The sequence below is a fragment of the Nocardia sp. NPDC055050 genome (assembly GCF_053608345.1).
In genome coordinates this window covers 104,043-125,940 of the sequence record NZ_JBSGVG010000007.1, presented here as the reverse complement: position 1 = coordinate 125,940, position 21,898 = coordinate 104,043, and the positions used below count along the sequence as shown (strand labels likewise).

The window sequence follows — 21,898 nt, the reverse complement described above, 5'->3', positions numbered from 1 at the left end:
TGCCTTACCTACCTCTCGAGCGGATGACGAGATTCGAACTCGCGACCCTCACCTTGGCAAGGTGATGCGCTACCACTGCGCCACATCCGCATTTACTTCACACTTAGGGGAGCGGCTCGGCCTGGCGGCTTTGCTGCTCTCTGCGGTGCGAGGAGAACATTAGCCGACGTTCGACGCAGACTACAAATCGCCTGGTAAACCGCCCTAAATATGAATTACACGCATGTCGTCCACATCGAGCCGCGCCGCCCAGCGACCCTGATGATCACATTCTGGAACATAGATATGCGCATCTAGCCATGATACCGCCCGAGCGTCGAGTGTGCGGACCATCGATCGACCGCCCGCGCGTACACGCGCGCGAGCGCGGGCATCGACACCAGCGAGGTTCCTCTCTCCGAAACCCCGCTTCACAAGGCGATTTGGTGTCATCCCGGCCCCCCGTGCTAATGTTCCATCTCGTTCGAGCGGCTCAAAATCCGCCCGGCAAGTGTTCGGTCCCATAGCTCAGCGGGAGAGCGTCCGCCTCACACGCGGAAGGTCGCTGGTTCGAAACCAGCTGGGACCACCATAAAGCGCAGGTCGGAGTCTTTTTGGCGCTGGCCGTGCAATATACGTGCAATAGCGTTCAGTTTCGGGGGCTTCGACGCTGACTGGCGGGGTAGCCGATCGTGCTCGACAAGCCCGACGAGAAGTGTTGCCCGTCACAATCGCCTTCGTCTGCCCGCTCCGCGCGGTGCGTAAAGCTCGGTAGCTTCAGCCGACGAACTGGCGCAAATCAGCTCAATCGCGTGGCGGAATGGCCACATCGCTGCGTTGATGTCTTCGATTGCTATCCGGATCTGCTTCTCGGAACCCTCCTTCGAGCGTCGGCACGCCGGCTCAACGTGCTGTCGCAGGTCTTCCTGGGCCTGCTGGCTTGAAACCAACTGGGACTATGCATCATGGATGGACGGGTACGTCTTTCGTGTTGGCCGGCCGATTTCGTGCAATACGAGCAGGGGCGTTGCCCGCGGACCGGCAATAAGTCGCGCTTCGGCCGGCTGGGCCGGCCGGGATCGGGCTTTGACGCCGGTATTCGGCAGCCGAAGAGTGGATGGACGACGGCAGTCGGCATGCTCAGTTCGAGGTGACTGCCGCGCGGTTCGGCCGGGAGTGGCAGCGTCCTAGCTGAGTCGGCAGAATCGTTTGGTATGCAACGTATTCCGTTCGATGTGGTGGCATATGCGCATCGAGTTCAGTCGAGCTCCTGCTTTATCTGCGAGGTGGCCGCAAGCCCGGGGAGCGACGGATGGCACGAGGTGGTTGCCGAGACCGAGAACGACATCGCGTTTCTGTGCAAGTATCCGACCGTGCTGGGACACGTGCTCGTGGCTCCGAAGATCCATCATGAGCACGTGGTGAGGGATCTCGCCGAGGACGCCTATCTCCAGTTGATGGCTCTGGTGTACCGGGTGTAGATGCCTACATCGACCGGGTCCAGGCCGATCACGCTCAATGAACGTCTCTGCGTGTTCAGCACAGCGACCTTCTCGAGTGCGACCTACGGGCAGGGGGCGATGTCACCTACGAGCTGCCCGTACCTCGATGGCGTCCATGAACAGGTCGAGCGCGACGTCGAATTGGTCTTCCTCGTCGACCTCGGCCAGGTGTGGCGCGACCGCGGCGATGTTGGGATATCGAGTCGGGGACAAGGCGAGGTATTCACGGCTCCAGGCGTCGCGGTCACCGGCCATGGAGTCGGCGGGTAGAGCCATGAGTGTGGCTTCCATGGATGCGTAGGCCAGTGCGATCTCGACCAGGGCTCGGTAACAGGATGCGGCTTCGCGGCCTTGTAGGCCTGCCTGTAGCAGAGCGCCGAGGACGATTTCGGCGCCTTCGAATTCCGATGCTCTGCGGCTGGTCCGCCCGGAAACCACCACTGCGACCTGCGGGTGTGCGTGACAGGCGAGCCGCACACGCTGCGCCAACCCTTTGAGGGTGGCTCGCCAGTCGTCGCTCACCTCGACACCGCTGAGCGCTTCGGCCATCAGTCTGTCTGCCAGGGCGAGCATCAGATCGTCCTTGCCGCGGAAGTGGCGCAAGACCGCGGTGTGGTCGACTCCGAGCTCTGTGCCGAGCCGCCGGAACGTGAGGGCATCGGAGCCGTCGGTTTCGATGATTCCCATCGCCACCTCGATGATCCGATCCGGGGTGAGAACACCTCGTGGACGGCGCTTTCGGGTAGGGGCGGCAGGACTGGTCGGCATCGCGTCAGCATACCTGCGATTTAAGCACCACTGTTGACACCAGTGGTGACAAATGGTTGCATTCTGGCCACCTCACATGAACGGAGAACGAATGTTCAAGCGAAGTTTGGTCGTCGCGATCTCGGCGGCGGCGGTGCTGTCGGCGCCGTGGGCGGCACCCGCACACGCCGACGGCGCCTTGCCGTTGCCTCTGTTGCCGCACGTGCCCTTCTACTTCACCGACACCGCAGACGCCGCCAACCGGCCCGAGTCACTGACCGCGCAGGGGCTCAAAGCCCTCGATGCGACCTACGTATACAACGGCAAGACCCGCACTGTCGCCGACTATCTCGATCGTTCTTCGACCAGGGGATTCCTGGTCATGAAGGACAACCAGATCCTCGATGAGCGCTACTTCGGCGGCTATTCGGCCACCAGCCGCTTCAACTCGTGGTCGGTCGGAAAGTCCATCACCTCCGCCGCGCTGGGCATCGCGGTGTCGGAGGGGCGGATCGCTTCGATCGACGACCCGGTCACCAAATACGTCCCGGACCTGGCGAAAAGTGGCTACAACGGGGTAAGTATCCGCAACGTCTTGCAGATGTCGTCGGGCACCGCTTACGACGAAACCGACTACACCAACCCCACCAAGGGTTCGACCGCCACCACGATCCGCATGGTTGCCGGCACGTCGCTGACCGACCAGGCCAAGGAGATCAAACGCGAGCGGCCCGCGGGAACCAAGTGGAACTACGACTCCATGGATACTTTCGTCCTGGGCTGGGTCGTGTCGAAGGCAACCGGTAAGTCGCTCTCGGACTACGTCGAGGATCGGATCTGGAAGCCGGCCGGGATGGAGACCTCGGCGCTGATCGGCAAGGACTACAAGGGTAACGCCGTCGGCTACTGCTGCTATCACGCGACTGTTCGCGACTTCGCCCGGTTCGGGCTGCTGTATCTACGCGACGGCCAGGCCGGTGGCAAGCAGGTCCTGCCCGCGCAGTGGGTCAAAGACTCCACCCACGCCTCCGCCCCGCACTTGCAGCCGCACAACCTGCGCCCCGACAAGCCCGAAAGCTCGGAGAACAACTACGGCTATGGCTATCAGTGGTGGCTCGGTGACGGCGACCGCGGCGACTACTCCGCGATCGGCATCCTCGGCCAGTTCATCTACGTCTCGCCCAAAGACGGCATCGTGATCGTCAAGAACAGCGAAGACCTCAACTCCGAAGTCAACATGGGCGAAGCCATCCACGCCTTCCGCGCCATCGCCGACGCCGCCGCCAAGCGATGACCTCGAACCGATGACAACACGTCCGGTCCCGTAGCGGGGCCCGGGACCGGACGTGACGCGCGACTGGAGATCTGATGCTGACAATCGATGACAACCTCCGTGCACCTATGCACTCGGAAGACAGCGCCACAGCTGCCGCACTCAACGAGTTCGCGATGTCGCTGCTGTCCGGCAGCCGCATCAACCTATCGATCGCCCGACACTTCCAGATCCCCACCGCCAACACGTTCGTCGTCGTCGCTGCCGGATTCTCCCCACCGCCGGACGCGGCCCTGACCGATCGGGCGACCGCGATCCCCGAGGCTCGGTTGGACGACATCCGCCGATGCCTGGCGGCCGAATGCGGGTTTCCGGTACCGGCACTCTTGGGCCCGGGTTACGGCACGATCCTGATTCCTGCTTCCTCGGACCTGGGTCGTCGGATCGGTGACCTGCCCGCCTTGTTGTCTGCGGCCGCGCGAAAGGCCACCACTACGGTCGCCGTCGAGTCCGCGACCGCCTCGATCTCGGAAGCGGCCGGGACCGCTCACGAATTACTCGACCTCGCCATCCGCCTCCGCAAGGAGCCGCAGCTCTACAGGCTGGGAGAACTGGCTGTGGAGTACCAGGTCACGCGCCCTGGACCTGGGCGCGACCACCTAATGTCGCTTCTAAAGCCTCTCGATGAGCACCCAGAGCTGCTGCAGACCTTGGAGGTGCTTGTTCGCCAGGGATTCGATCGCAAAAGAAGTGCCCGTCGATTGTGCATACATCCCAACACCGTCGACTACCGCATGCGCCGGATCTTGGCCCTGACCGGCCTGCCCGGAACGCATGCCTCTCACTGGCGACTGTTCACTGCATTGACCGCGTGGACATTCGTTCGAGCCGAACATGTCCACCACGACGGTCCTGACATTCGCTGACGTTCGCCAGGTTTTGCTCGTGGTGCACGAGATGTACCGATCGGCCGTATACATACCCGTCGGATGACGAACTAACGAGCCGAAATCACCGTTGGAACTGACGCACCCGAGTCCTCGGATAGTCGTGCACGCGAACCATGCTGCACGGGCGTCGATTTGGAGAGTTTGATATGCCCACGCCAGAAGATTCCACACCCCTGTACGGAGAACTCTTCGAGTCCGCGAAACGGCTCTCGTTCGACCTACGCAACGACTCAACCGACGCCCACATCGATCTTGACTGGTATGGGATGACGCCGGAATGGTCCCCGCTCTATGGAACACCGACCTGGAATCGGATGGCCGAGACCGAGCGGATGCAGCTGACCCGACGCGAGGTCTCTCACTTTCTCGGCGTGGCGATCTGGCTGGAAGTCGCACTGCAGATCGTTCTGCTCCGCCGCAATCACAGCGTCGACCCGACACGTGCGGATGTGAAGTTCTTGTTCAACGAATGCGCCGACGAGAACCTGCACTCGCTGATGTTCGTCGCTGCGATCGAACGCCTCGGTGAGCGCCACAGCCCCCTGGATCGTCTGCTTGTCGTCGTTGGTTGGTTGTTTCGCACCTTCGCCTGGGGAGAGGTCGCCTACGGAATCGTCCTGGCGGGCGAGGAGATCTTCGATGTGATGCAACGCGACTGGTCGATCGACGACCGAGTTGCTCCCGCGGTCCGACGCAGTTCACACGTGCACGTAGTAGAGGAATCGCGTCACATGAGCTTCGCGCGCCAGAAGATCCGAGATCACCTGCGCAGTGTCTCGTCGGTTCGTCGCAATGTCAGTGCTGTTCTGATCGCCGTGGGCGCGCACGTCATCGCCAGAGGCTTGGTCAACAAGAAAGTCTACCTGGATCTCGGGCTCGACTGGCGTGCGGTGAAGGACGACATCGACCGAAACGAGCAGCATCGCATGATGTTCCGCCGGGCGACTGCACCCCTGGTGGAGTTCCTCGCCCGCGAAGGACTGCTGAATACGGTCGCACGCACCATCTACCGCAAGTCGAACCTGCTGTGAAAGGCGACCCGCAGTGAGTTTCGTGATTCTCGGGCACTGTTGCAAAGACGGGTCCTGCCTGCAGGTCTGCCCGCAGAACTGCATCCATCCCGCACCCGGCGAACCGGAATTCGAGCTCGTCGAGCATCTGTATATCGACCCTGCCGCGTGCATCGACTGCTCGGCGTGTGTCGATGCGTGCCCGGCACAAGCCATCAAGCCCGACACGGCGCTGACCGAGACCGAGCAGACGTACGCCGAGCAAAGCGGCGTGTATTTCGACCTGCTCGCGACATCGCGATCACCGCGCATCACTACACCGGCGATCCCGACAGCCTTGGGCTCGGGCCCGATTCGCGTCGCGATCGTCGGCGCCGGATCGGCCGCGATGTACACGGTGCGCGAGCTGCTGCAACGCTCCAGCTCTGTGCAGATAACAGTGTTCGAACAGAGCTCTCACTTTGGCGGGCTGCTGCGGACCGCGGTCTCACCAGATCAGCAGGGGATCCGGCAGATGGCCCGTTTGTTCGATGTGCCGTTCGCCGACCCCAGGGTGGAGACCCGGTTCGATACCCGTGTCGGTGTCGAGGTGACGATGCAATCGCTTCTGAAGCGATACGACGCGGTGGTTCTGGCACACGGAGCCACTCGGCCGCGAGAGATCGCCGCGGCGGCAACCACGGATGTCCATCAAGCCATCGATGTGCTGGCCGCCGCCTACGCCGCACAAACAGACGGCACCGGACCGGTCGGGCTGTTGGCCGGACCGACCGCGGTGATCGTCGGTGGCGGGAATGTCGCGCTGGATATCGCCACGACCATCGCCAAGCGACGGATCCTTACTCGGGCAGGCGCGCCGATCAGCCGGGTGGTCATCGTCGCACGTTCGTCGGCGTCTCAGCCCTCATTCACCTTCTCAGCGCTGCACGAACTGAGCCAGCTCGATGTCGATATCTCTGTCGACACCGGTGGGACGCGGATCGGTGTCGACTCGAAGAATCCACTCGCCCGCCTGCTATCCGCATTCGCGCGAGAGGGCAGTGCGCCGACGCGCTCAGCGCGGCTGTCGGTCGAGCTGATCTTCGGACAGGAAGTGACCGCGCTGACAACGGCTGAGGGCCGCATTCGCCTCGACACAGACAAGGTCGCCGCCGGAGGTCGAGTCCGACTGAAGACCGCGGCAGGAAACGTCGTCACCGCCGATTCGGTCATCATGGCGTCGGGGTTCACCTGTGAACCGTTGCCGGGTGTTGCGTTGAGATCCGACGGCGCTGTCGACAACCATCATGGCCGGGTCGTCTCGCCGGTGAGTGGTGAGCCGATCGAGGGGCTCTACGTCGTCGGCTGGGCAAAGCGTGGCGGGCGCGGTGGGGTGGGCGAGAACCGGCGTTGTGCAGCACAAACAGTCGACATGATCGTGGCGGACAATGGCTAGCTGACCTGGCGGGAACAGTGGCAGATGAGGTCGAAGCGCGTCCTCGGCGCCCTCGCGGGCAGCTACCGCGTCGGCATCGTGACCTCGGCGGGGCAGCGATCGGATCGCAGCCGGCGGGCATTTGTCCTGTCCTGAGTTGGGGGTCCACAGACTGGGGGCTGATTTACTGCCCGCTATGGCAAGGAGAATCTCAATGATCGTGGTAACGGGCAGATCCGGGACGATCGGCAGGGCGCTTCCGCGCTCGAGGGCATTCATTGCTGAGCCGATGCCGGGTTCTCGAACTAGTCCGCAGGTCCCATAGCCCGCGCGACTGGACCCACATCACCCGGTCGAGCTCTCGCGTGCTCGCGATCGGATCGAGTGCGATCTCGCTCAAATCGTGTGCCCCTCGGTACGCGGTGAACCCTGATCTTTGCCGATGTCGCGCGGACGGGCGTCTTCGATTTCGGTGCGAGCTGCTAGGTCCATGTCGGCCGCTGGGACAGCAGTGTGGGGAATTCGGTGTGCAGCAAGCAGAATTCGTTCTTCCAGGGGTCTTGCAGGATCCAGAATTCGAATCGGCGCTCGCGTTGGTGATCGTAGCGGATGGCTCCGAGTGCTTCGAGTGTGTGGACTTCGGCGTCGAGGTCGTCGGCGTCGATGACGATGTGGCACAGGCGGCTGCGGTGGCTCACGGCATCAACGTAGGCGGCTTTGCTTGGACGGGAGGCTGATTCACGAAGATGCATGCGGAACCCCTGGGATCAACGCGGGCGCCGAGTTCTGTCATTCTCGCTGGCAGGCTCCGACCGCCTCGACATGCATCGGTGAACCCTCGATCACTGCCGGCGTGCTGACCAGTCCGGCACCCCCATCCCATGGAGTGAGGCTCAGATGTCGGTTGGGAATAAGGATATTTCGCTGGGAGAAGCGCAAGCTACTTGACCGACACGGAGTGTGGGGAGTGGATTGCTGGCTTCGATTAGAAGGTTTCCGGATTTAAGGTCAAGTGCAACGATTCCGTCGTCGAAAATGGTTGTGACTGTACCACAAACCATGAGTTGACCATCCTTCAGATAGATTCCCTCTTCAGGTGCATCGGAATCATAAACATGAATTTCTGAGACCTCGTCGCCCAGTTCGATCTCCACGTCGTACTGGACGCCCGCTACTCCGGGGTTCCGTCCGGCCCACACTGCGGGCCAGTCGCCGCTGCGTGATCTGACCAGTCCCGATGTGCCGGTCGGCATGTCGGTCAGCAGGGTAACCAGCATCACCATGTTCCCTTCGGGAAGGGCACTCGGACAACTCGGTTGTCGAGGTGCCACGCGTTTGCGGATGGATTGTAGGTCCATGTTTCTTCGTGGTAGTGAAATTTGGTTGGCTCGCTGCTCATTTCATGATTTCCGAGCCTGATGCTGCGGGTTCCGTCTTCGGATCCGATCCGGTTCCGGTCGTGAAGTCCCGTGCGGGGGTGCAGGTTCGTGTGTTCGCCGGGGGTGAATGCTGTCGTGGCGCCGGTGTAGTCGGTTTCAGCGGTCAGGCGGCCGGCAAGGTCGTACTGGTAGGTCCAGCGTTGGCCGAGGGGGTTGATGACGGCCGTCAGTTGGCGTTCGGAGTTGTACAGATATCGGGTGGTTGAGCCGTCAGGGTCGGTTCGGGTCGCGATCTTGTCGAACCCGCCGTAGGTGTAGCGAGTGGTGCCGCCGTTGCGGTTGGTGTGGGCGAGGTGGTTGTTTTCGCGGTCGTAGGTCCAGGATTCGGCGAAACCATCGGGGTCGGTGCGGCGACGATGACGCGATCCGGATCCCCGCCGCGGCGGCCTGTTTGGGGAGTGAGAGTTTCGTGTTTGCGTGGGAAGACCATGGCAATCAGCCATGTCGAGATCTGACGCTTGATGTTCGTTGCTGAGACTGTCATCACGATGGATCTGCTACGGCATCGAGTGTGAGGGCGGGCACGGTGTTGTCGCGTTGCGGGTTTCAATATCTGTGACGTAAAGTCACAGGCGTTACTGAGGGGCAGATCGGTAACGGGGGATGACGGCCGACTGTGGCCGGGCTTCAACGGCGTAAACCGTTGGGTCAGTTGGATTCCTGAATTCGATGACACGTGGAACCCCGGGGTGGGGTCTCTACTTTCTCAGGTCGAAGTGGAGGCGCTGTGCGCCTCTGCTTTGCTGTGCGCAAGGGGCATGCAGATGAGCAACATGATGGAAGCTGACCGCATCGAAGCGGTGGATTTGAGCTATCGGGAGGGTAGCCCGGTCCATCGCACGGCCGATGGTTGCGAGCTGTACTACGAGGTCGAGGGGCAGGGCCCCAGCATTACCTTCGTGTCCACGATCTACGTGGTGAGTACGGCGTGGCGTGCCTTTACCGGCAATCTTGTGCAAGACCACCAGGTCCTCACCTACGACCTGCGTAATCAGGGAACTTCCGGCGATGCCGCGCTCGGCTTCGGTCAACACACCGACGATCTGCTGTCGCTGCTCGATCACCTCGGGATCGAGAAGACCTACCTGGTCGGTACATCCATCTCGACGTTGATCTGTCGTGATTTCGCGGTGGCACACCCTGATCGTGTCGCCGGGCTGGTGCTGATCGGCACGCCGCTGAGCCCGTGGGGCTCCAATCGTCGTCGTCGTATCGCGAAGTCCTGGTTGGCCTCTGTCGAAACCGGCGGTCCGCGAGCACTTTTCGATCAGATCTATCCGTTGGTGTTCGGCGACAAGATGCTCGCGCTCGGCGGCAACGCCACTTACCTGGCGCTGCGTGAGCGCTTCTTGGCGATGAACACTGCCGAGCAGCTCGCCGAGAACTTGCGTGAGTCGATCGATGCGAGCGATGACGCGGATCTGTTGCGCTCGATCACCGCGCCCGCACTGCTTCTCAATGGCGACGACGACTTCTGCAACAGCCCTGCCTCGCTGCACGCCTTGGCGGAAATCCTGCCTGAGGCCAGTGTCGACATCATCGAAGGCTGTGGCCATCTGCCGTTCTTCGAGGCTACCGACCGATTCCAGTCCTCGGTCGCGGGATTCGTCGCCGCCACCGAAGCTCGGGCGAAGTAGCCGCAGGTGAGGAAACTGATTCAGCTCACCGGCGCGTACCGCTGGTGGGTCGTCGCGGCATGGCTGCTGCTGGTCGCGGCCGCGTTGCCGCTGATGCTGCACCAGTCCGACCGGCTCACTGCCGGCGGCTACGAGGTTCCGGGCAGCGGATCCCAGCAGGTTCAGCAACTGGTTGCCGAGAAGTTCCCGGCCTTGTCCCAGGAACAGCTGCTGCTGGTCATCCGGTGCGACAGCGACGTCGCCCCGGAATCGACGGGCAGGCAACTGGAGCGGTCACTGGCCCAGGTCGGCGCTGGTGGCAGCGCCGTCTCGGTGCCCGCGACCGCGGCGGTCGCGGCGCAACAGGCTGCCGCGGCGGGGCGCCGTGAACTGGCGATTCCACTGCATGTGGCGACTGGATGGAACGGTGCGATCGACGCGGGTCGCGACCTCACCCATCATTTCGATGAGTCGTCGGGCGAGCAGGGTTGCCGGACTCAGGTCGCCGGGCGCGGAGCCCAGGCGGCGGCGCTGCACGACGTCTCCGAAAGCGGTCTGAAACAGGCCGAGATGATCGGCATGCCGGTCCTTCTGATCATGTTGCTGGTCATCTTCGGCTCGTTGGCGGCCGCGGCACTGCCGCTGGTGATCGCGGGCGTCAGCTTGGCGGTCACTGGTGCGGCGATCTACCTGATCTCCCAACACGCGCTGATGTCTGTTTTCGCGGTGAACATGTCGTCGATGATCGGCCTCGGCGTCGCGGTGGATTACGCGCTGTTCGTCGTGGTGCGGTTCCGGGAGGAACTGCGAGGCGGAGCGAGCGTAGCGGAAGCTCGCGCCATCAGTATGCGCACGTCGGGGATGGCGGTGGTAGCCAGCGGCGCGACGGTTGTCGCGGCACTGAGCAGTGTGTTCATCATCGACAACGCGGCATTGCGTTCCATGGCGCTCGGCGCGGTGCTGGTGGTCTGCGTTGCTGTACTGGTGACTGTCACGTTGCTGCCTGTGCTGCTCGAGCTGCTCGCCACCCGGATCGGCCGAGTCAAGGCCGGCGCGGTCGAACGACCCCTGGAATCAACCTTCTGGTACCGCTGGACTGTCCGTGTCGTCGAACGACCGGTCATTGCGACGGTTCTCGCGCTCGGCGTTCTCGCGCTGCTCATCGCGCCGGTCTTGTCCTTGCGGATGGGCGATGACACCTTGCGTCAGCTGCCGGGGCAGAATTCGGCACGCCAGGCCGCTGAAACCGCGCACCGGCTGCTCGGGCCGGGTGCTGACGCGCCTGTCGTCATCACCCTGCAAGCCCGCGAGGGGGGTGCGGTCGATGCCGACACCGGACGACTGGCTGTTGCCCTGCGCGCTGACTCCTTGGTCGAATCGGCAGAGGTTATCGGCGCCGAAGGTGACATCCGTGTGCTGGCTGTCGTGCTGCGCGCCGACTACGAGAGCGATGCCGCGCGCGCCTTTGTGCGATCGCTGCGCTCCGAGATCGTTCCCGCCACCGGAATCGAGAGCACCGCACAGGTCGCTGTCGGTGGCGCCGGCGCCGGCGGCGTCGACCTGATCGATCTCGTTCGTGAGCGGCTGCCGATGGTGGCAGCTCTCGTGCTGGTGCTGTCGTATCTGCTGTTGGCCTTGCTGCTGCGCAGTCTGGTGCTTCCGCTCAAAGCGATTGTCACCAACATGCTCTCGGTGGGCGCGGGATTCGGTGTGATCGTCGCACTGTTCCAATGGGGCTGGTTGAAGGACCTGACCGGCATCGAGCCGCTGGGACACGTGCAGAGCCTGGCGCTACCGCTGGTCCTGGCTGTCGTTTTCGGCCTCTCGATGGACTACGAAGTGTTTCTGCTGTCTCGTATCCGGGAACGGTGGGAAGCCACCGGTGACGATCGGCGTGCGGTCGCCGAAGGCGTCGGGAGCACCGCCGGCGTCATCTCCAGCGCCGCGGTGATCATGATCGCGGTATTCGCCGCCTTCGGGGTGACCGGTATTCCGGTGGTGCAGCAGCTCGGCATCGCCTGCGCTGTCGCGGTCGCGGTCGACGCCACGATCACCCGGTTGATCCTCGTCCCCGCCACGATGACCATGCTCGGCCGCTGGAACTGGTACTTCCCGGCGCCGCTGCGCAAGATTCGGGTACTGCAGGAGGCATCGGAATGATCGGGGCGTTGGGCGGTGGGCTGACCATGCAGGGCGACACCCCGTTCGCCACGTGCTTCCTGCAGGCACTGGCGAACATCCTCGGCAAACGGGGTGTCGCCGAACCGCTGAGTGCACTCGGCCCGGCGCTCGGATTCGGGCGCCGGAGTGCGACTCGGCTCACCGGTGGCGAGCGCACGGTGGCCAACACCGCACGGGTGACCGGCTTGTCGCTGAACTCGCATCACCATACCGATTGGTCGGACGCGATCCGATTCGAGCGCGAGAGCCTCGCTGCGACAAGCGATCTGATCGTTGGGCTGGATTCGTTCGACATCCCGTCGCCGTATGAGAATCTCGAGCACCTCACCCATGCCGTTGCCGTGCTCGAACATCATGACGACTACGTGGTCGTTGCCGATGCCATGAACCATCCACAACCGCGGCGGATGAACCTGGCCGCCTACGCCGCGTCGCGGATGAGCGAGGCTGGAGCAGGCGTATCGATTGTCTGCTCCGGCCTCGCCGGTCGGCCCGCTGATCAAGCCGAGATCATCGAGCTGCTGGCTACCGAAGTCGCGGCTCACCGCGGCGAACTCGGCATCGCCGCCGCTTTCGCGGTGGACGTGGAAGCTGGTGACGGCGTCGCCGATGTCGCCGATGTCGCCGCCGAACGGCTCGTGCTCGGGCAATTGGTCGGTGGCCTGGACCGGTCGTGGGCTCCCGATGTGGCCAAAGCATTGGCAGGACTGTCGCGACGCTGGTATCTGGCGCACACCATGGCCAGAGAGATCGCCTCGGGTAACGCGGCACCGCGCCCGGCGCGATTGGCTCGACTGCTCACCGAATTGCACGGTCGCGAAACGGCATTCAACGCCATGCTCACCGACTATCTGGCCGCTGACCGCATCCGCACGTGAGCTTCGCGCAAGTCGGCGTCGACCTGGTCCATCAACCGCAGTTCGAGCAGGTGCTGGCCCGCCACGGACAGCGATTCCTGTACCGGGTCTTCACCGATACCGAACGCGCCTACTGCGCCGCACAAGGCACTGCGGGTACCGCGTCGCTGGCAGCCCGGTTCGCGGCGAAGGAGGCCACGTTCAAGGCGCTGGCCTCAGCGCTACCGACGCTGCGCTGGCGCGAGATCGAGACCGTCAGCCACGACGACGGCCGGCCGATGCTGCGGTTACACGAGCACACCAGGGCCGCAGCACTGGCGCACGGGTGTGTCGGTGGCTCGGTCAGCCTCAGCCACGACGGCGACTACGCGATCGCGATGGTCGCCCTGCAATTCACCACCACGATCGACCCCCTCTGAACTACGAGAACCACAGGAGGACAGCGATGGAAGAACGCATCACTTCGCTCGTACTGGCCCACACTTCGCTCGGCGCGGCCGGGACCATCATCGGTACCGACACCGATCTGTGGGCGGCCGGCATGAGTTCGGTGCACAGCGTGAACGTCATGATGGCCGTCGAGGACGAATTCGACATCGAGTTTCCCGAAGCGCTGCTTACCCGAGCGACATTCACCTCTGTCGCTTCGATCGCCGCCGCGGTGCGGACTCAGATCGACGACGACACGATGGTGTCGGCATGACGACCACGGTCGGTCGTGAGCCGATGACGATCGGCGACCCGATCAGGGTCGCGAAGACAGTTGCAGCACAGGTGCTTTCCGCACATGCCGCCACCGTCGACCGGGAAGCGGTGTTTCCCGCCGAATCCGTCGCGGCGATCCACGAGGCAGGATTGCTAGGCGCGGCCGTCGCACGTCGGTACGGCGGAGCAGAGCTGTCGCTGAACGAGCAAGTCGGCGTCGCGAAGGAACTGGGCCGCGGGTGCTCGGCATCGGCGATGGTGTGGGCGATGCACCAAGTCCAAATCGCCTGCATTGCACGCCACCACGGTGACGGTACCGAACTCGTCGCCACCCTGACCCGCTACGTCACCGACGGCACGCTCGTCGCCTCGATCACCTCCGAGGTCGGTGTGGGTGGTAGCTTGCGCACCTCGACGGCCGCGGTCGAATTCGACGGTGATCGCGCCGCGCTGAGGAAGAAAGCGCCCACCGTGTCCTACGGTGCGCACGCCGGTGCCTACCTGGTGACCGCACGCCGCCGTGCCGACGCGGACGCGGGTGACCAGGTGGCGGTTCTGGCCGATGCCTCGTCGAGCGAGCTCGTCCCGACCGGACCCGGGTGGAATCCGATGGGCATGCGCGGAACCTGTAGTCCTGCTTTTACTTTCAACGCCGTGGTTCCTGCTTCGCATGTGCTGCCCGCCGGGTTCGACACGATCGCGGCAGCCACGATGGTGCCCCATTCACACATCCTGTGGGCCGCGGTATGGATCGGCGTCGCCGCCGATGCCTTCAAACGCGCCCAAACCGCGGTCCGCAAACGCGGAACCACCGATGTGCGACTGGCCGATGCGGCCCGAATCCTGACCCAACTCGAAGCGTTGCTGGCCGATTCGGTCCGCCGGTATGCCCCGATCTGGGATGACCCAGCGGCGCTGGACACCCTCGGTGGGCCTGGGTTGACCATGCAATTCAACGACCTGAAGGTGCTCGTCTCCCGAGGATCGGTCGATGTCGTCGAACTCGCCCTCGAGATCTGCGGGATGGCCGGCTACGCCGAAGCGGGCCCGCTGTCAGTCGCTCGTCACCTGCGTGACCTGTACTCCGCACGGCTGATGATCGGCAACGAGCGGCTCATCGCCACCAATACCCAACTTGCCCTGCTGAAGCGAGGATGACCATGAGCATCGAAACCATCTCCCCGAACACCCTGCTGGCGTCCCCCGACGCCGTGCTGATCGCCTCGGAAACACCGGGTGTCAGCGTGACCAACCATGCCTTCGACACCATCATCTCCGGCATGCGCGCCGCGCTGCTCGAACTCGCCGCTCCCCAGCAGCCGACGCCACTGGCGGTGCCGCCGGTGATTTCGCGATCGCTGCTCGAACGTGTCGGCTATGTCGACACCTTCCCCGATCTGCTCGGCACCATCCACTCGTTCACCGGCTCGGCCAAGCGGTGGCGCGAGTTGGATGCCGCTCGGACGGCCGAGGCCGGCCACTGGCATGACGACCAGCAGATCAGCGATCTGTGCGTACTGCCTGCCACCTGCTATCACGTCTACCCGCTGTTCGAGGGCCAGGACCTCGACGCACCGACCGTGCTCACCGCCGAAGCACACTGCTATCGGCAGGAGGGCACTCACGAACTCGGTCGGCTGCGCAGCTTCCGGATGCGCGAATTCGTGCGTATCGCCGGTGCCGACGACTGCACCGCCTGGCGCGACGAATGGGTCCAGCGGCAGCGTGTTTGGCTGGAATCGTTGGGTCTCGAGGTGTCGGTGGTTCCCGCCAGTGATCCGTTCTTCGGCGCGGCGGGTCGACTGATGAGCGCCACACAGAAGGAACAGGAGCTCAAATACGAGCAGTGCGTCGCCGTCGGAGACGGACTCGTGCAAGCGGTCGCCAGTGCCAACTGCCACAAGGAGCACTTCGGCGAACCGTTCGACATCACCGTCGCCGGCGAACCTGCCCACACCGCCTGTGCGGCCTTCGGACTCGAACGGATCGCTCTCGCCTTGATCCACGCGCACGGCACCAACCCGTCGACCTGGCCTGCCGTCGTGCGCGCCGCGCTGCGACTGGACGCCGCGTGACCCACACAGAACTCGTCAACCGTCTCGTCGAAGTACTGCGCGAGGTCACCGACGGTGCGGTGCCCGCGAACGTCGACACCACCGGCCCTCAGAGCATCCGTGCGCTGAAGCTGACCAGCATGAAACTGCTGGCATTCATGGTCGAGCTCGAAGACACACTCGGCGTCGAGTGGGACGACGACATGGCTCCCGACACCACCGCGTCCTTCGACGCGCTCGCCGACTACATCCACACCCAACTACAGAAAGCTGGTGCGCGATGAGCGAATACCGGATCGCGCTGTTCACCGTCGAGTGCGCGCAGACCGGGGCAGCCATGGCGGAAATCGTGGCGCGCCACCCGGAGGTGAGGATGATCGTCACCTCCGACGTCACCCGCCCGGCCCGGGGGAGTGCCGCCCAACAGGCCGTCCAGCACATTCGCCGCTCCGGGCTCGGCTTCGCGGGCTACCTGCTGTCGTCGTTCCAGTTCTACAACGCATGGCTGAGCTTCGACAGGGTTCGCTCGGCGGTGACCGGCAGCGAACGCGACCGCCTCTCGGTGGCGGAACTGTGCGAGCGCAACGACCTGCGCCATGTTCATTCGCAGAATGTCAACGGCGCGGACGTGATCGAGGCGATGCGTGCCGAAGGCATCGATCTGATCGTCATCTACTGGTTCGACCAGATCCTGAAGCAGCGGGTCATCGATCTGCCTGCCCACGGCGTGGTCAACCTGCACGCAGCTCCGCTGCCGGTGTGCCGCGGGTTGTGGCCGGTGCTGTTCTCGGCCATCGAGAACGACCGAACCTTCGGAATCACCGCGCATCTGATCGAGGACGAACAGATCGACGCGGGCCCGATCATCGGCCAGTTGGCTGTCCCTGACGCGGGCCGGTCCGTCATCTATCAGGACGACGTCGTGAACCGCAGCGGAACCGAACTGCTCTCGGCCGTGCTCGCCGACCTACCGGGCGCGATCGCGGCGGGCAGACACCAGAGCGGCGGAAGTTACTTCTCCCATCCCGAGCGCGCACAGATCGCCGCGGGCTCGCAACGCGGCATCTCCTTGACCGCGTTGCGGGACACGCTCGCGGTCTATCGCAGCAAGGGCCCGCTCGACGCCGAGTTCACCGTCGTGCCCGGTGTCGCGGTGGATCCGGATCCGGTCACCGGGTGATGAACGGGAACGGTGTGTCACGGTGGTTGACTGTGCTGTTGGCGATCACCTGCGGAGTGACTTCGTCCAACATCTATCTCACACAACCGTTGCTGCCGCAGATCGGCGCCGATCTGGGCGCGACGGCCGAGACCACGAGCCTTGTGCTCTCGGCAACTCAGATCGGCTATGCCCTCGGCATCTTGCTGCTGGTGCCGTTGGGTGACATCAGGGACCGACGGCCCCTGATCCTGACAATGATGGGACTGACGGGCGCCGCACTCGTCTGCTCCGCGTTGGCACCGTCGATCACGGCACTGGTGGTCGCGGGCTTCCTGGTCGGCCTGTTCACCCCGATCCCGCAAGTCGTGATCCCGCTGGCCGTGCTGCTCGGCGGCGACGCAGCGCGGGGCCGGACGGTCGGAATCCTGCAAGCAGGTCTGCTCATCGGCATCGTCTGCTCCCGTGCCTACGCGGGAGCTATGGCCGAATGGGTGGGCTGGCGCAGCGCATACTGGTGCTCGCTGGCGGCCATGATCGTGGTGACGGTACTGCTCCTGCGGGCGCTGCCCTCCACCGCACAATCGACCGAATCGTTGACCTATCCGCAGCTGATGCGCTCGATGGCCGTGCTGATTCGCAGGCCCGCCGTCGCGGGAATCTGCGTTTCGGGTGGCCTGGTCGGGATCGCCTTCGGCGCCTTCTGGAGCACGATCACCTTCGAGCTCCATTCCGAATTCGGGTTCGGCTCGGCGGCTTTGGGAGCCTTCGGAATGATCGCCGCGGTGAGTGCACTGGCTTCGCCGGTCGCCGGTCGCATCGCGGACCAGCACGGGGTTCGCCTGACCCAGACGGCTTTGATCAGCATGCTCGTCGTGGGCTGGCTCGTCATTGCGGGGCCACCTGGCTGGCCGGTAGTCGTCCTCGGCGCGATACTCATCGATGTCGGATTGTGGGGCAACCAAGTCGTGAATCAGGCCGCACTGTTCGGCGCGGCAGCCCGCGACCACAGCCGACTCAACACGCTGTACTTCTTCACTCGGTTCGCCGGTATCAGTGCCGGTTCGGCGCTGGGCGCGGCGTTGTGGGCTCAGTTCGGTTGGCACGCGGTGGTAGCGCTGGGGATCGGCGCGAGTGTGGTGGCCCTTGGTGTGTTCGCCGCCAGCACCCGAAACCCTTCCACGACTCGTCAGGAGGTACCCGCGTGACCACGGCCGAACAGCAGCAGTGCTCCGCTGACGATTTCCGGTTGGCGATGTCGCGATTTCCTTCGGGCGTCGTGGTCGTCACCGCCGAGGACGAGGACGGCATGCCTTACGGGTTCACCGCCAGTTCGTTGTGCTCGGTCTCGCTCGATCCGCCACTGTTGTTGGTTTGCCTTGCACGCAAGGCTCGCTCGTATCCCGTTTTCGCTCGGGTCGAGCGGTTCGCGATCAGTGTTCTCGCTGCGGACCAGGAGAACACCGCCCGCCGGTTCGCCGGCAGCCTGGGAGAGAAATTCACCGGTGGCGAACTCACACGCGCGCCTGGCGGTGCGTTGGTGGTCGGGGATGCGTTGGCTACCCTCGATTGCCGCGCAGTCAATCGACACGAGGCAGGTGACCATATGGTGTTGATCGGGCAGGTCACCGTTGCTCGAACCAACCCGATACCGGCTCCATTGGTCTATGTCGACCGTGGATTCCGCACTGTCGGCTGAGGCTCGGATCCCACGACCGATGTGCCTTCCGTGGACACGGGATTGCAGGTAGTCGGGTCGGGGGCCGTTGGTCGGAGGCGCTGAGGTCCGATAAACAGGGCCTTTCCCAGCGGTCAGTCATTCTTCGTGGGAGTTCGGGCACGTCCCCGAAGGCTGGCGCTGACCCGGCTCGGTCGACCTGGCTGATCGGCCGGTCGAGAGCCATCCGATAGGGAGTGCTTGCCCAAGGCGATCGCTACGCGTACCGCACGGTCGTATGTTGTCTTCCGAGATCGATCGCGCCGTCATCGGTGGCGACCGTCGCTTCGATGACGTCACCGTCGCGCAGGTACTTCGGGTTCTTGGCCTGGCGGTCGAAGAACAGTTTCCACTTGATCTTGGGTGGCAGTATCGCGCCGATGATCTCCACCGGTTTTGGTGGAGCGCTGATCGCGGTTCCCACCGGAGTGCCGGTGAGCAGCAGATCGCCGGCACTCATCCGCTGGAATCGCGACAGCGCCCGCACGGTCTCGAGCGGTTGGTAGATCATGTCGGCCACGGTCATGTCCTGGCGCTTCTCGCCGTTGACCCACAGCCGTAGCCGCAAGTCGACGAACCGGTCGAGTTCGTCGGCTTCCAGCAGGACCAGTGCCGGTCCCGTCGGGGTGAACGTCGGATACGACTTGCCCTCGTAGTACTGGGTCTGCGGCAATTGCACGTCGCGCGCGGAGATGTCGTTGGTGACGACGAGTCCCGCGATGTAGTCGCCGAGATTGTCGGAGTCGATCTCGGTACCGACGGGCATTTCCCTGCCGAACACCAACCCGATTTCGACTTCGTAGTCCAAGAGTCGCACGTGGCTCGGACGGACGACCTCGTCGTGGGGGCCACTGATCGATCCCGATGCCTTCCTGAAGAAGGTGAGCGGGACCGATCCGGGATCTCCGCCGGAATCCTTCACGTGGGAAGCGAAGTTCGTCATCTGGGCGACCACCCGGCACGGGACCGTGACCGGGGAGACCAACGAGAGTTCGTGCACTGGGACCGGATCGGTGGTTCGCGCCGCCTGGGTGATCGCGGAGCGGTCGGCGAGAAGTGCGGCGGTCGTGGTGGCGTCGGTGGCGATCCGGGCCGCGCCCGCAGAGGTCAGCAGCCACCAGCCGTCGATCGCACGGAGAACGGTGTGTGCCATGAACGCTACTTTCTTCTAGCCGATCAGCTGCTCATATACTGACGATATCATCACTTAAGACGCATGCATCAGTTGAGATCATCTGGAGGATAGCATCAACTATGAGATAGTGGTCATTTGTGTGATCGGTAATCGACTGGCTCGGTGTGGAGGGCACGATGGATGACGCTGGCGGCACCAATCGGCTGGAGCGGCGGAAAGCCCGGACTCGGGCAGCGCTCGTCGCGGCGGCGCAGGTCTTCATCGCGCAGGGCAGGCTCAATGTGCCCATTCTGGAGATCACCCAGGCCGCGGACGTCGGCATGGGGTCGTTCTACAACCATTTCTCGAGCCGGGAGCAACTCCTGCAGGTGGCAGTAGGGGAGGTGCTCGACCGGCTCGGTGGTGCGCTGGACGAACTGACGGCAGACCTCGAAGACCCGGCGCACGTCTTCGCGCAGAGCTTTCGTTTGGTGGGCAGGGTACATCGGCGTGAACCCACCGCCAGCAAGGTTCTGCTCGCGGAGGGCCTGGTCTACGCCGGGTCGGACAGGGGTGTGGCCGCACGAGCACGCCGGGATATCGAGATAGGTATGCGCGCTGGTCGGTTCCGGGTGCGCGATGTCGAACTCGCGCTGGTGATCGTGTCGGGCGCCGCGCTGCGCCTCGGCCAGTTGTTGCACGAGCAGACGGACCGTGACGACGCCGCGGCCGTCGACCAGGTGACCGAAGACCTCCTGCGCATGCTCGGGCTCGGCGCGGAAGAGGCTCACGACATCAGTCGACGTGCCTTGCCGGAGATCTGAGTTCCGGCGGCACGTTCCGCGTCCGCCGCCGGGTCGTAGGTCGGTCCAAGTCGGCCCGGGTCGGGCGCGTGGGGAGCCCCGCGCCCGACCCGTGGTCAGACGTGGAGATCAGCCCGCGTTGACCGCCGCGGCCAGCCTGGGAAGCTGGCGAAGCGGGGCGTGGTGCTCGACTTCCATGCGCTGTTCGGCGTCGAAGATGTCGCTGAGACCCGGGGCGGGGTCGTGGGTTCCGGACTGCGGCAGGGTGGTCGCGCTGAACGGCCAGTCGGAGCCGAAGACGATGTGGTCACGCGTGGTCACGGCCGACACCGCCGACATCGCGGCATTGGAGGCACTGAGAGCCGTGTCGTAGAAGAATCGCGAGATCTGGGTCTTCGTGTCGAGCAGCGACGGCTTGCCCAGGCCCTCGGGCCAGTTCTCGCCGATGGCCGTCTCGGAGGCGACGCCGATCCGCCAGGACAGGAAAGGCAGGGTGCCGCCGGCGTGGGAGAGCTGGAACCGGATGTTGGGGTACCGCTGGGTGACGCCGGTCAGCATCATCATCGTCGCGGCCCGGGTGGTGTCGAAGGTGAACTCTTCGAGGAAGTCGGGCAGGGGCAGCTTCGGCTTGGCGTCGTCCGGGATAGCGGCTGGGTGGACAAAGACGTAGGCCTTGCGGTCGTTCAGCGCGATCATCAAGGGCTCGTAGAGCGGATCGCCCAGATAGACGCCGTTGTAGGCGGACAGCAGGACGATGCCGTCGGCGTGCAGGACGTCGAGGGCGTAGATCGCCTCGGCGACCGAGGCGGCGATGTCCGGCATGGGCAGGACGGCGAAGGAACCGAAGCGGGTGGGGTGCTGCTTGGTGAGTCCGGCGACGTAGTCGTTGCAGTATCGGGCCATGTCGTTGGCTTCCTTACCCGCGGGCAGGAAACCGACGCCGGGATCGGACACCGACAGGGCTTGCGCCTGGATGCCGTAGTAGTCCATGAATTCCAGCGCGGATTCGGGCGACCACTGGGGCGTGGGATAGCCGCCGATCGTGAAGTGCCCATGCGAGAGCAGTGCCGCGCGGTAGTCCGGTGGCAAGACGTGGGAATGCAGATCGATGCGGTAGGTACCGCTCGGAGCGGGCTGCTGGGCGCGGGCGGTTCCAGCCGCGCCGAACCGGGTCGACGTACCGAGGGGGAGAGCCGTGGCCGCGGCGACACCGAGCGTGCCTGCGACAGCTCCTCCCAGCATGCGGCGGCGGCTCACGCCGGCGCGCGATGGAGTATCGGATTCGTTCACGAGAATGTCCTTTCCTTCGGTTGTTTCGGTCGCATCGCGAAGTCCCGCTCGGCGCGGTCGGAGTCCGCCCGAACGGGGATGGGCTGCG

Annotated in this window: 23 protein-coding genes and 2 tRNA genes; 18 read left to right on the top strand and 7 right to left on the bottom strand. The window is 64.2% G+C overall.

Going from position 1 to position 21,898, the window contains the following annotated elements; translation table 11 throughout:
- Positions 1 to 18 precede the first annotated feature (18 nt).
- Positions 19 to 90 (bottom strand) — tRNA-Gly (locus ACWGCN_RS09830).
- Positions 91 to 496: 406 nt separating this feature from the next.
- Here ACWGCN_RS09830 and ACWGCN_RS09825 point away from each other — a divergent pair.
- Both ACWGCN_RS09825 and ACWGCN_RS09820 read left to right on the top strand, forming a co-directional pair.
- Positions 497 to 571 (top strand) — tRNA-Val (locus tag ACWGCN_RS09825).
- Positions 572 to 1,193: 622 nt separating this feature from the next.
- Entirely contained in the window at positions 1,194 to 1,460 is a 267-nt protein-coding gene (locus ACWGCN_RS09820; protein WP_452459601.1) for an HIT family protein, read from the top strand.
- 102 nt (positions 1,461 to 1,562) lie between these two features.
- On the opposite strand, the gene ACWGCN_RS09815 is transcribed toward ACWGCN_RS09820, so the two are convergent.
- Positions 1,563 to 2,249 carry a TetR/AcrR family transcriptional regulator gene (locus ACWGCN_RS09815; protein ID WP_378988729.1) on the bottom strand — a complete coding sequence of 229 codons (687 nt, stop codon included), beginning with the start codon at positions 2,247 to 2,249 and terminating at the stop codon, positions 1,563 to 1,565.
- A 91-nt stretch (positions 2,250 to 2,340) separates the two neighbouring features.
- Between ACWGCN_RS09815 and ACWGCN_RS09810 the strand changes: the two genes are divergently transcribed.
- The 4 genes from ACWGCN_RS09810 (at position 2,341) to ACWGCN_RS09795 (ending at position 6,896) form a co-directional block, all read left to right on the top strand.
- Positions 2,341 to 3,522 carry a serine hydrolase domain-containing protein gene (locus tag ACWGCN_RS09810; RefSeq protein WP_378988731.1) on the top strand — a complete coding sequence of 394 codons (1,182 nt, stop codon included), beginning with the start codon at positions 2,341 to 2,343 and terminating at the stop codon, positions 3,520 to 3,522.
- A gap of 74 nt (positions 3,523 to 3,596) precedes the next feature.
- Positions 3,597 to 4,427, top strand: a complete 831-nt coding sequence (locus ACWGCN_RS09805) for a PucR family transcriptional regulator (protein ID WP_387442586.1) — start codon at positions 3,597 to 3,599, stop codon at positions 4,425 to 4,427.
- Positions 4,428 to 4,564: 137 nt separating this feature from the next.
- Positions 4,565 to 5,482: an AurF N-oxygenase family protein gene (locus ACWGCN_RS09800; protein ID WP_378988735.1), complete on the top strand. Its 918-nt coding sequence runs from the start codon at positions 4,565 to 4,567 to the stop codon at positions 5,480 to 5,482.
- A 13-nt stretch (positions 5,483 to 5,495) separates the two neighbouring features.
- Positions 5,496 to 6,896 carry an FAD-dependent oxidoreductase gene (locus ACWGCN_RS09795; protein ID WP_452459602.1) on the top strand — a complete coding sequence of 467 codons (1,401 nt, stop codon included), beginning with the start codon at positions 5,496 to 5,498 and terminating at the stop codon, positions 6,894 to 6,896.
- Between the two features lie 461 nt (positions 6,897 to 7,357).
- Here ACWGCN_RS09795 and ACWGCN_RS09790 read toward each other — a convergent pair whose 3' ends face one another.
- The 3 genes from ACWGCN_RS09790 to ACWGCN_RS09780 all read right to left on the bottom strand — a co-directional run bounded on the left by ACWGCN_RS09790 (position 7,358) and on the right by ACWGCN_RS09780 (position 8,757).
- Positions 7,358 to 7,573 carry a VOC family protein gene (locus ACWGCN_RS09790; RefSeq protein WP_452459603.1) on the bottom strand — a complete coding sequence of 72 codons (216 nt, stop codon included), beginning with the start codon at positions 7,571 to 7,573 and terminating at the stop codon, positions 7,358 to 7,360.
- Between the two features lie 195 nt (positions 7,574 to 7,768).
- The gene (locus ACWGCN_RS09785; RefSeq protein ID WP_452459604.1) at positions 7,769 to 8,152 is read right to left on the bottom strand and encodes a hypothetical protein; all 384 of its coding nucleotides are present in this window, start codon (positions 8,150 to 8,152) and stop codon (positions 7,769 to 7,771) included.
- Complete coding sequence (locus ACWGCN_RS09780) at positions 8,152 to 8,757, bottom strand: hypothetical protein (RefSeq protein WP_452459605.1); 606 nt, start codon at positions 8,755 to 8,757, stop codon at positions 8,152 to 8,154. Before ACWGCN_RS09780 ends, ACWGCN_RS09785 begins: the two co-directional genes overlap by 1 nt.
- A 321-nt stretch (positions 8,758 to 9,078) precedes the next feature.
- Here ACWGCN_RS09780 and ACWGCN_RS09775 point away from each other — a divergent pair, with 321 nt between their 5' ends.
- From ACWGCN_RS09775 to ACWGCN_RS09725, 11 genes are read left to right on the top strand one after another with little or no spacing between them, the layout of a single operon-like run.
- Complete coding sequence (locus ACWGCN_RS09775; protein ID WP_449967222.1) at positions 9,079 to 9,951, top strand: alpha/beta fold hydrolase; 873 nt, start codon at positions 9,079 to 9,081, stop codon at positions 9,949 to 9,951.
- A 6-nt stretch (positions 9,952 to 9,957) separates the two neighbouring features.
- Positions 9,958 to 12,090, top strand: a complete 2,133-nt coding sequence (locus tag ACWGCN_RS09770) for an MMPL family transporter (RefSeq protein WP_387442597.1) — start codon at positions 9,958 to 9,960, stop codon at positions 12,088 to 12,090.
- Positions 12,087 to 12,989 (top strand): hypothetical protein, encoded by a 903-nt coding sequence (locus ACWGCN_RS09765; RefSeq protein ID WP_452459606.1) that lies wholly within the window; start codon positions 12,087 to 12,089, stop codon positions 12,987 to 12,989. The genes ACWGCN_RS09770 and ACWGCN_RS09765 overlap by 4 nt, the downstream gene beginning before the upstream one ends.
- Positions 12,986 to 13,387 carry a holo-ACP synthase gene (acpS, locus tag ACWGCN_RS09760; protein ID WP_378988749.1) on the top strand — a complete coding sequence of 134 codons (402 nt, stop codon included), beginning with the start codon at positions 12,986 to 12,988 and terminating at the stop codon, positions 13,385 to 13,387. Before ACWGCN_RS09765 ends, acpS begins: the two co-directional genes overlap by 4 nt.
- Before the next feature lie 26 nt (positions 13,388 to 13,413).
- Positions 13,414 to 13,671: an acyl carrier protein gene (locus ACWGCN_RS09755; RefSeq protein ID WP_378988751.1), complete on the top strand. Its 258-nt coding sequence runs from the start codon at positions 13,414 to 13,416 to the stop codon at positions 13,669 to 13,671.
- Positions 13,668 to 14,831: an acyl-CoA dehydrogenase family protein gene (locus ACWGCN_RS09750; RefSeq protein WP_387442602.1), complete on the top strand. Its 1,164-nt coding sequence runs from the start codon at positions 13,668 to 13,670 to the stop codon at positions 14,829 to 14,831. Before ACWGCN_RS09755 ends, ACWGCN_RS09750 begins: the two co-directional genes overlap by 4 nt.
- Before the next feature lie 2 nt (positions 14,832 to 14,833).
- Complete coding sequence (locus ACWGCN_RS09745; RefSeq protein WP_387442604.1) at positions 14,834 to 15,748, top strand: class-II aminoacyl-tRNA synthetase family protein; 915 nt, start codon at positions 14,834 to 14,836, stop codon at positions 15,746 to 15,748.
- A complete protein-coding gene (locus ACWGCN_RS09740) occupies positions 15,745 to 16,011 on the top strand; it encodes a hypothetical protein (RefSeq protein ID WP_387442606.1) in 267 nt (88 codons plus the stop codon). Before ACWGCN_RS09745 ends, ACWGCN_RS09740 begins: the two co-directional genes overlap by 4 nt.
- Positions 16,008 to 16,907 carry a formyltransferase family protein gene (locus ACWGCN_RS09735; RefSeq protein WP_378988760.1) on the top strand — a complete coding sequence of 300 codons (900 nt, stop codon included), beginning with the start codon at positions 16,008 to 16,010 and terminating at the stop codon, positions 16,905 to 16,907. Before ACWGCN_RS09740 ends, ACWGCN_RS09735 begins: the two co-directional genes overlap by 4 nt.
- On the top strand, positions 16,907 to 18,094 hold the full coding sequence (locus tag ACWGCN_RS09730) for an MFS transporter (RefSeq protein WP_449967478.1): 1,188 nt from the start codon (positions 16,907 to 16,909) through the stop codon (positions 18,092 to 18,094). The genes ACWGCN_RS09735 and ACWGCN_RS09730 overlap by 1 nt, the downstream gene beginning before the upstream one ends.
- Positions 18,091 to 18,585, top strand: a complete 495-nt coding sequence (locus ACWGCN_RS09725; RefSeq protein ID WP_387442613.1) for a flavin reductase family protein — start codon at positions 18,091 to 18,093, stop codon at positions 18,583 to 18,585. Before ACWGCN_RS09730 ends, ACWGCN_RS09725 begins: the two co-directional genes overlap by 4 nt.
- A gap of 235 nt (positions 18,586 to 18,820) precedes the next feature.
- On the opposite strand, the gene ACWGCN_RS09720 is transcribed toward ACWGCN_RS09725, so the two are convergent.
- Complete coding sequence (locus ACWGCN_RS09720; protein ID WP_452459607.1) at positions 18,821 to 19,756, bottom strand: fumarylacetoacetate hydrolase family protein; 936 nt, start codon at positions 19,754 to 19,756, stop codon at positions 18,821 to 18,823.
- 158 nt (positions 19,757 to 19,914) lie between these two features.
- On the opposite strand from ACWGCN_RS09720, the gene ACWGCN_RS09715 reads away from it, so the two are divergent.
- Positions 19,915 to 20,541 (top strand): TetR/AcrR family transcriptional regulator, encoded by a 627-nt coding sequence (locus ACWGCN_RS09715; RefSeq protein WP_387442616.1) that lies wholly within the window; start codon positions 19,915 to 19,917, stop codon positions 20,539 to 20,541.
- Positions 20,542 to 20,649: 108 nt separating this feature from the next.
- Here ACWGCN_RS09715 and ACWGCN_RS09710 read toward each other — a convergent pair whose 3' ends face one another.
- Complete coding sequence (locus ACWGCN_RS09710; protein ID WP_378988768.1) at positions 20,650 to 21,810, bottom strand: amidohydrolase family protein; 1,161 nt, start codon at positions 21,808 to 21,810, stop codon at positions 20,650 to 20,652.
- Positions 21,811 to 21,898: the final 88 nt, after the last annotated feature.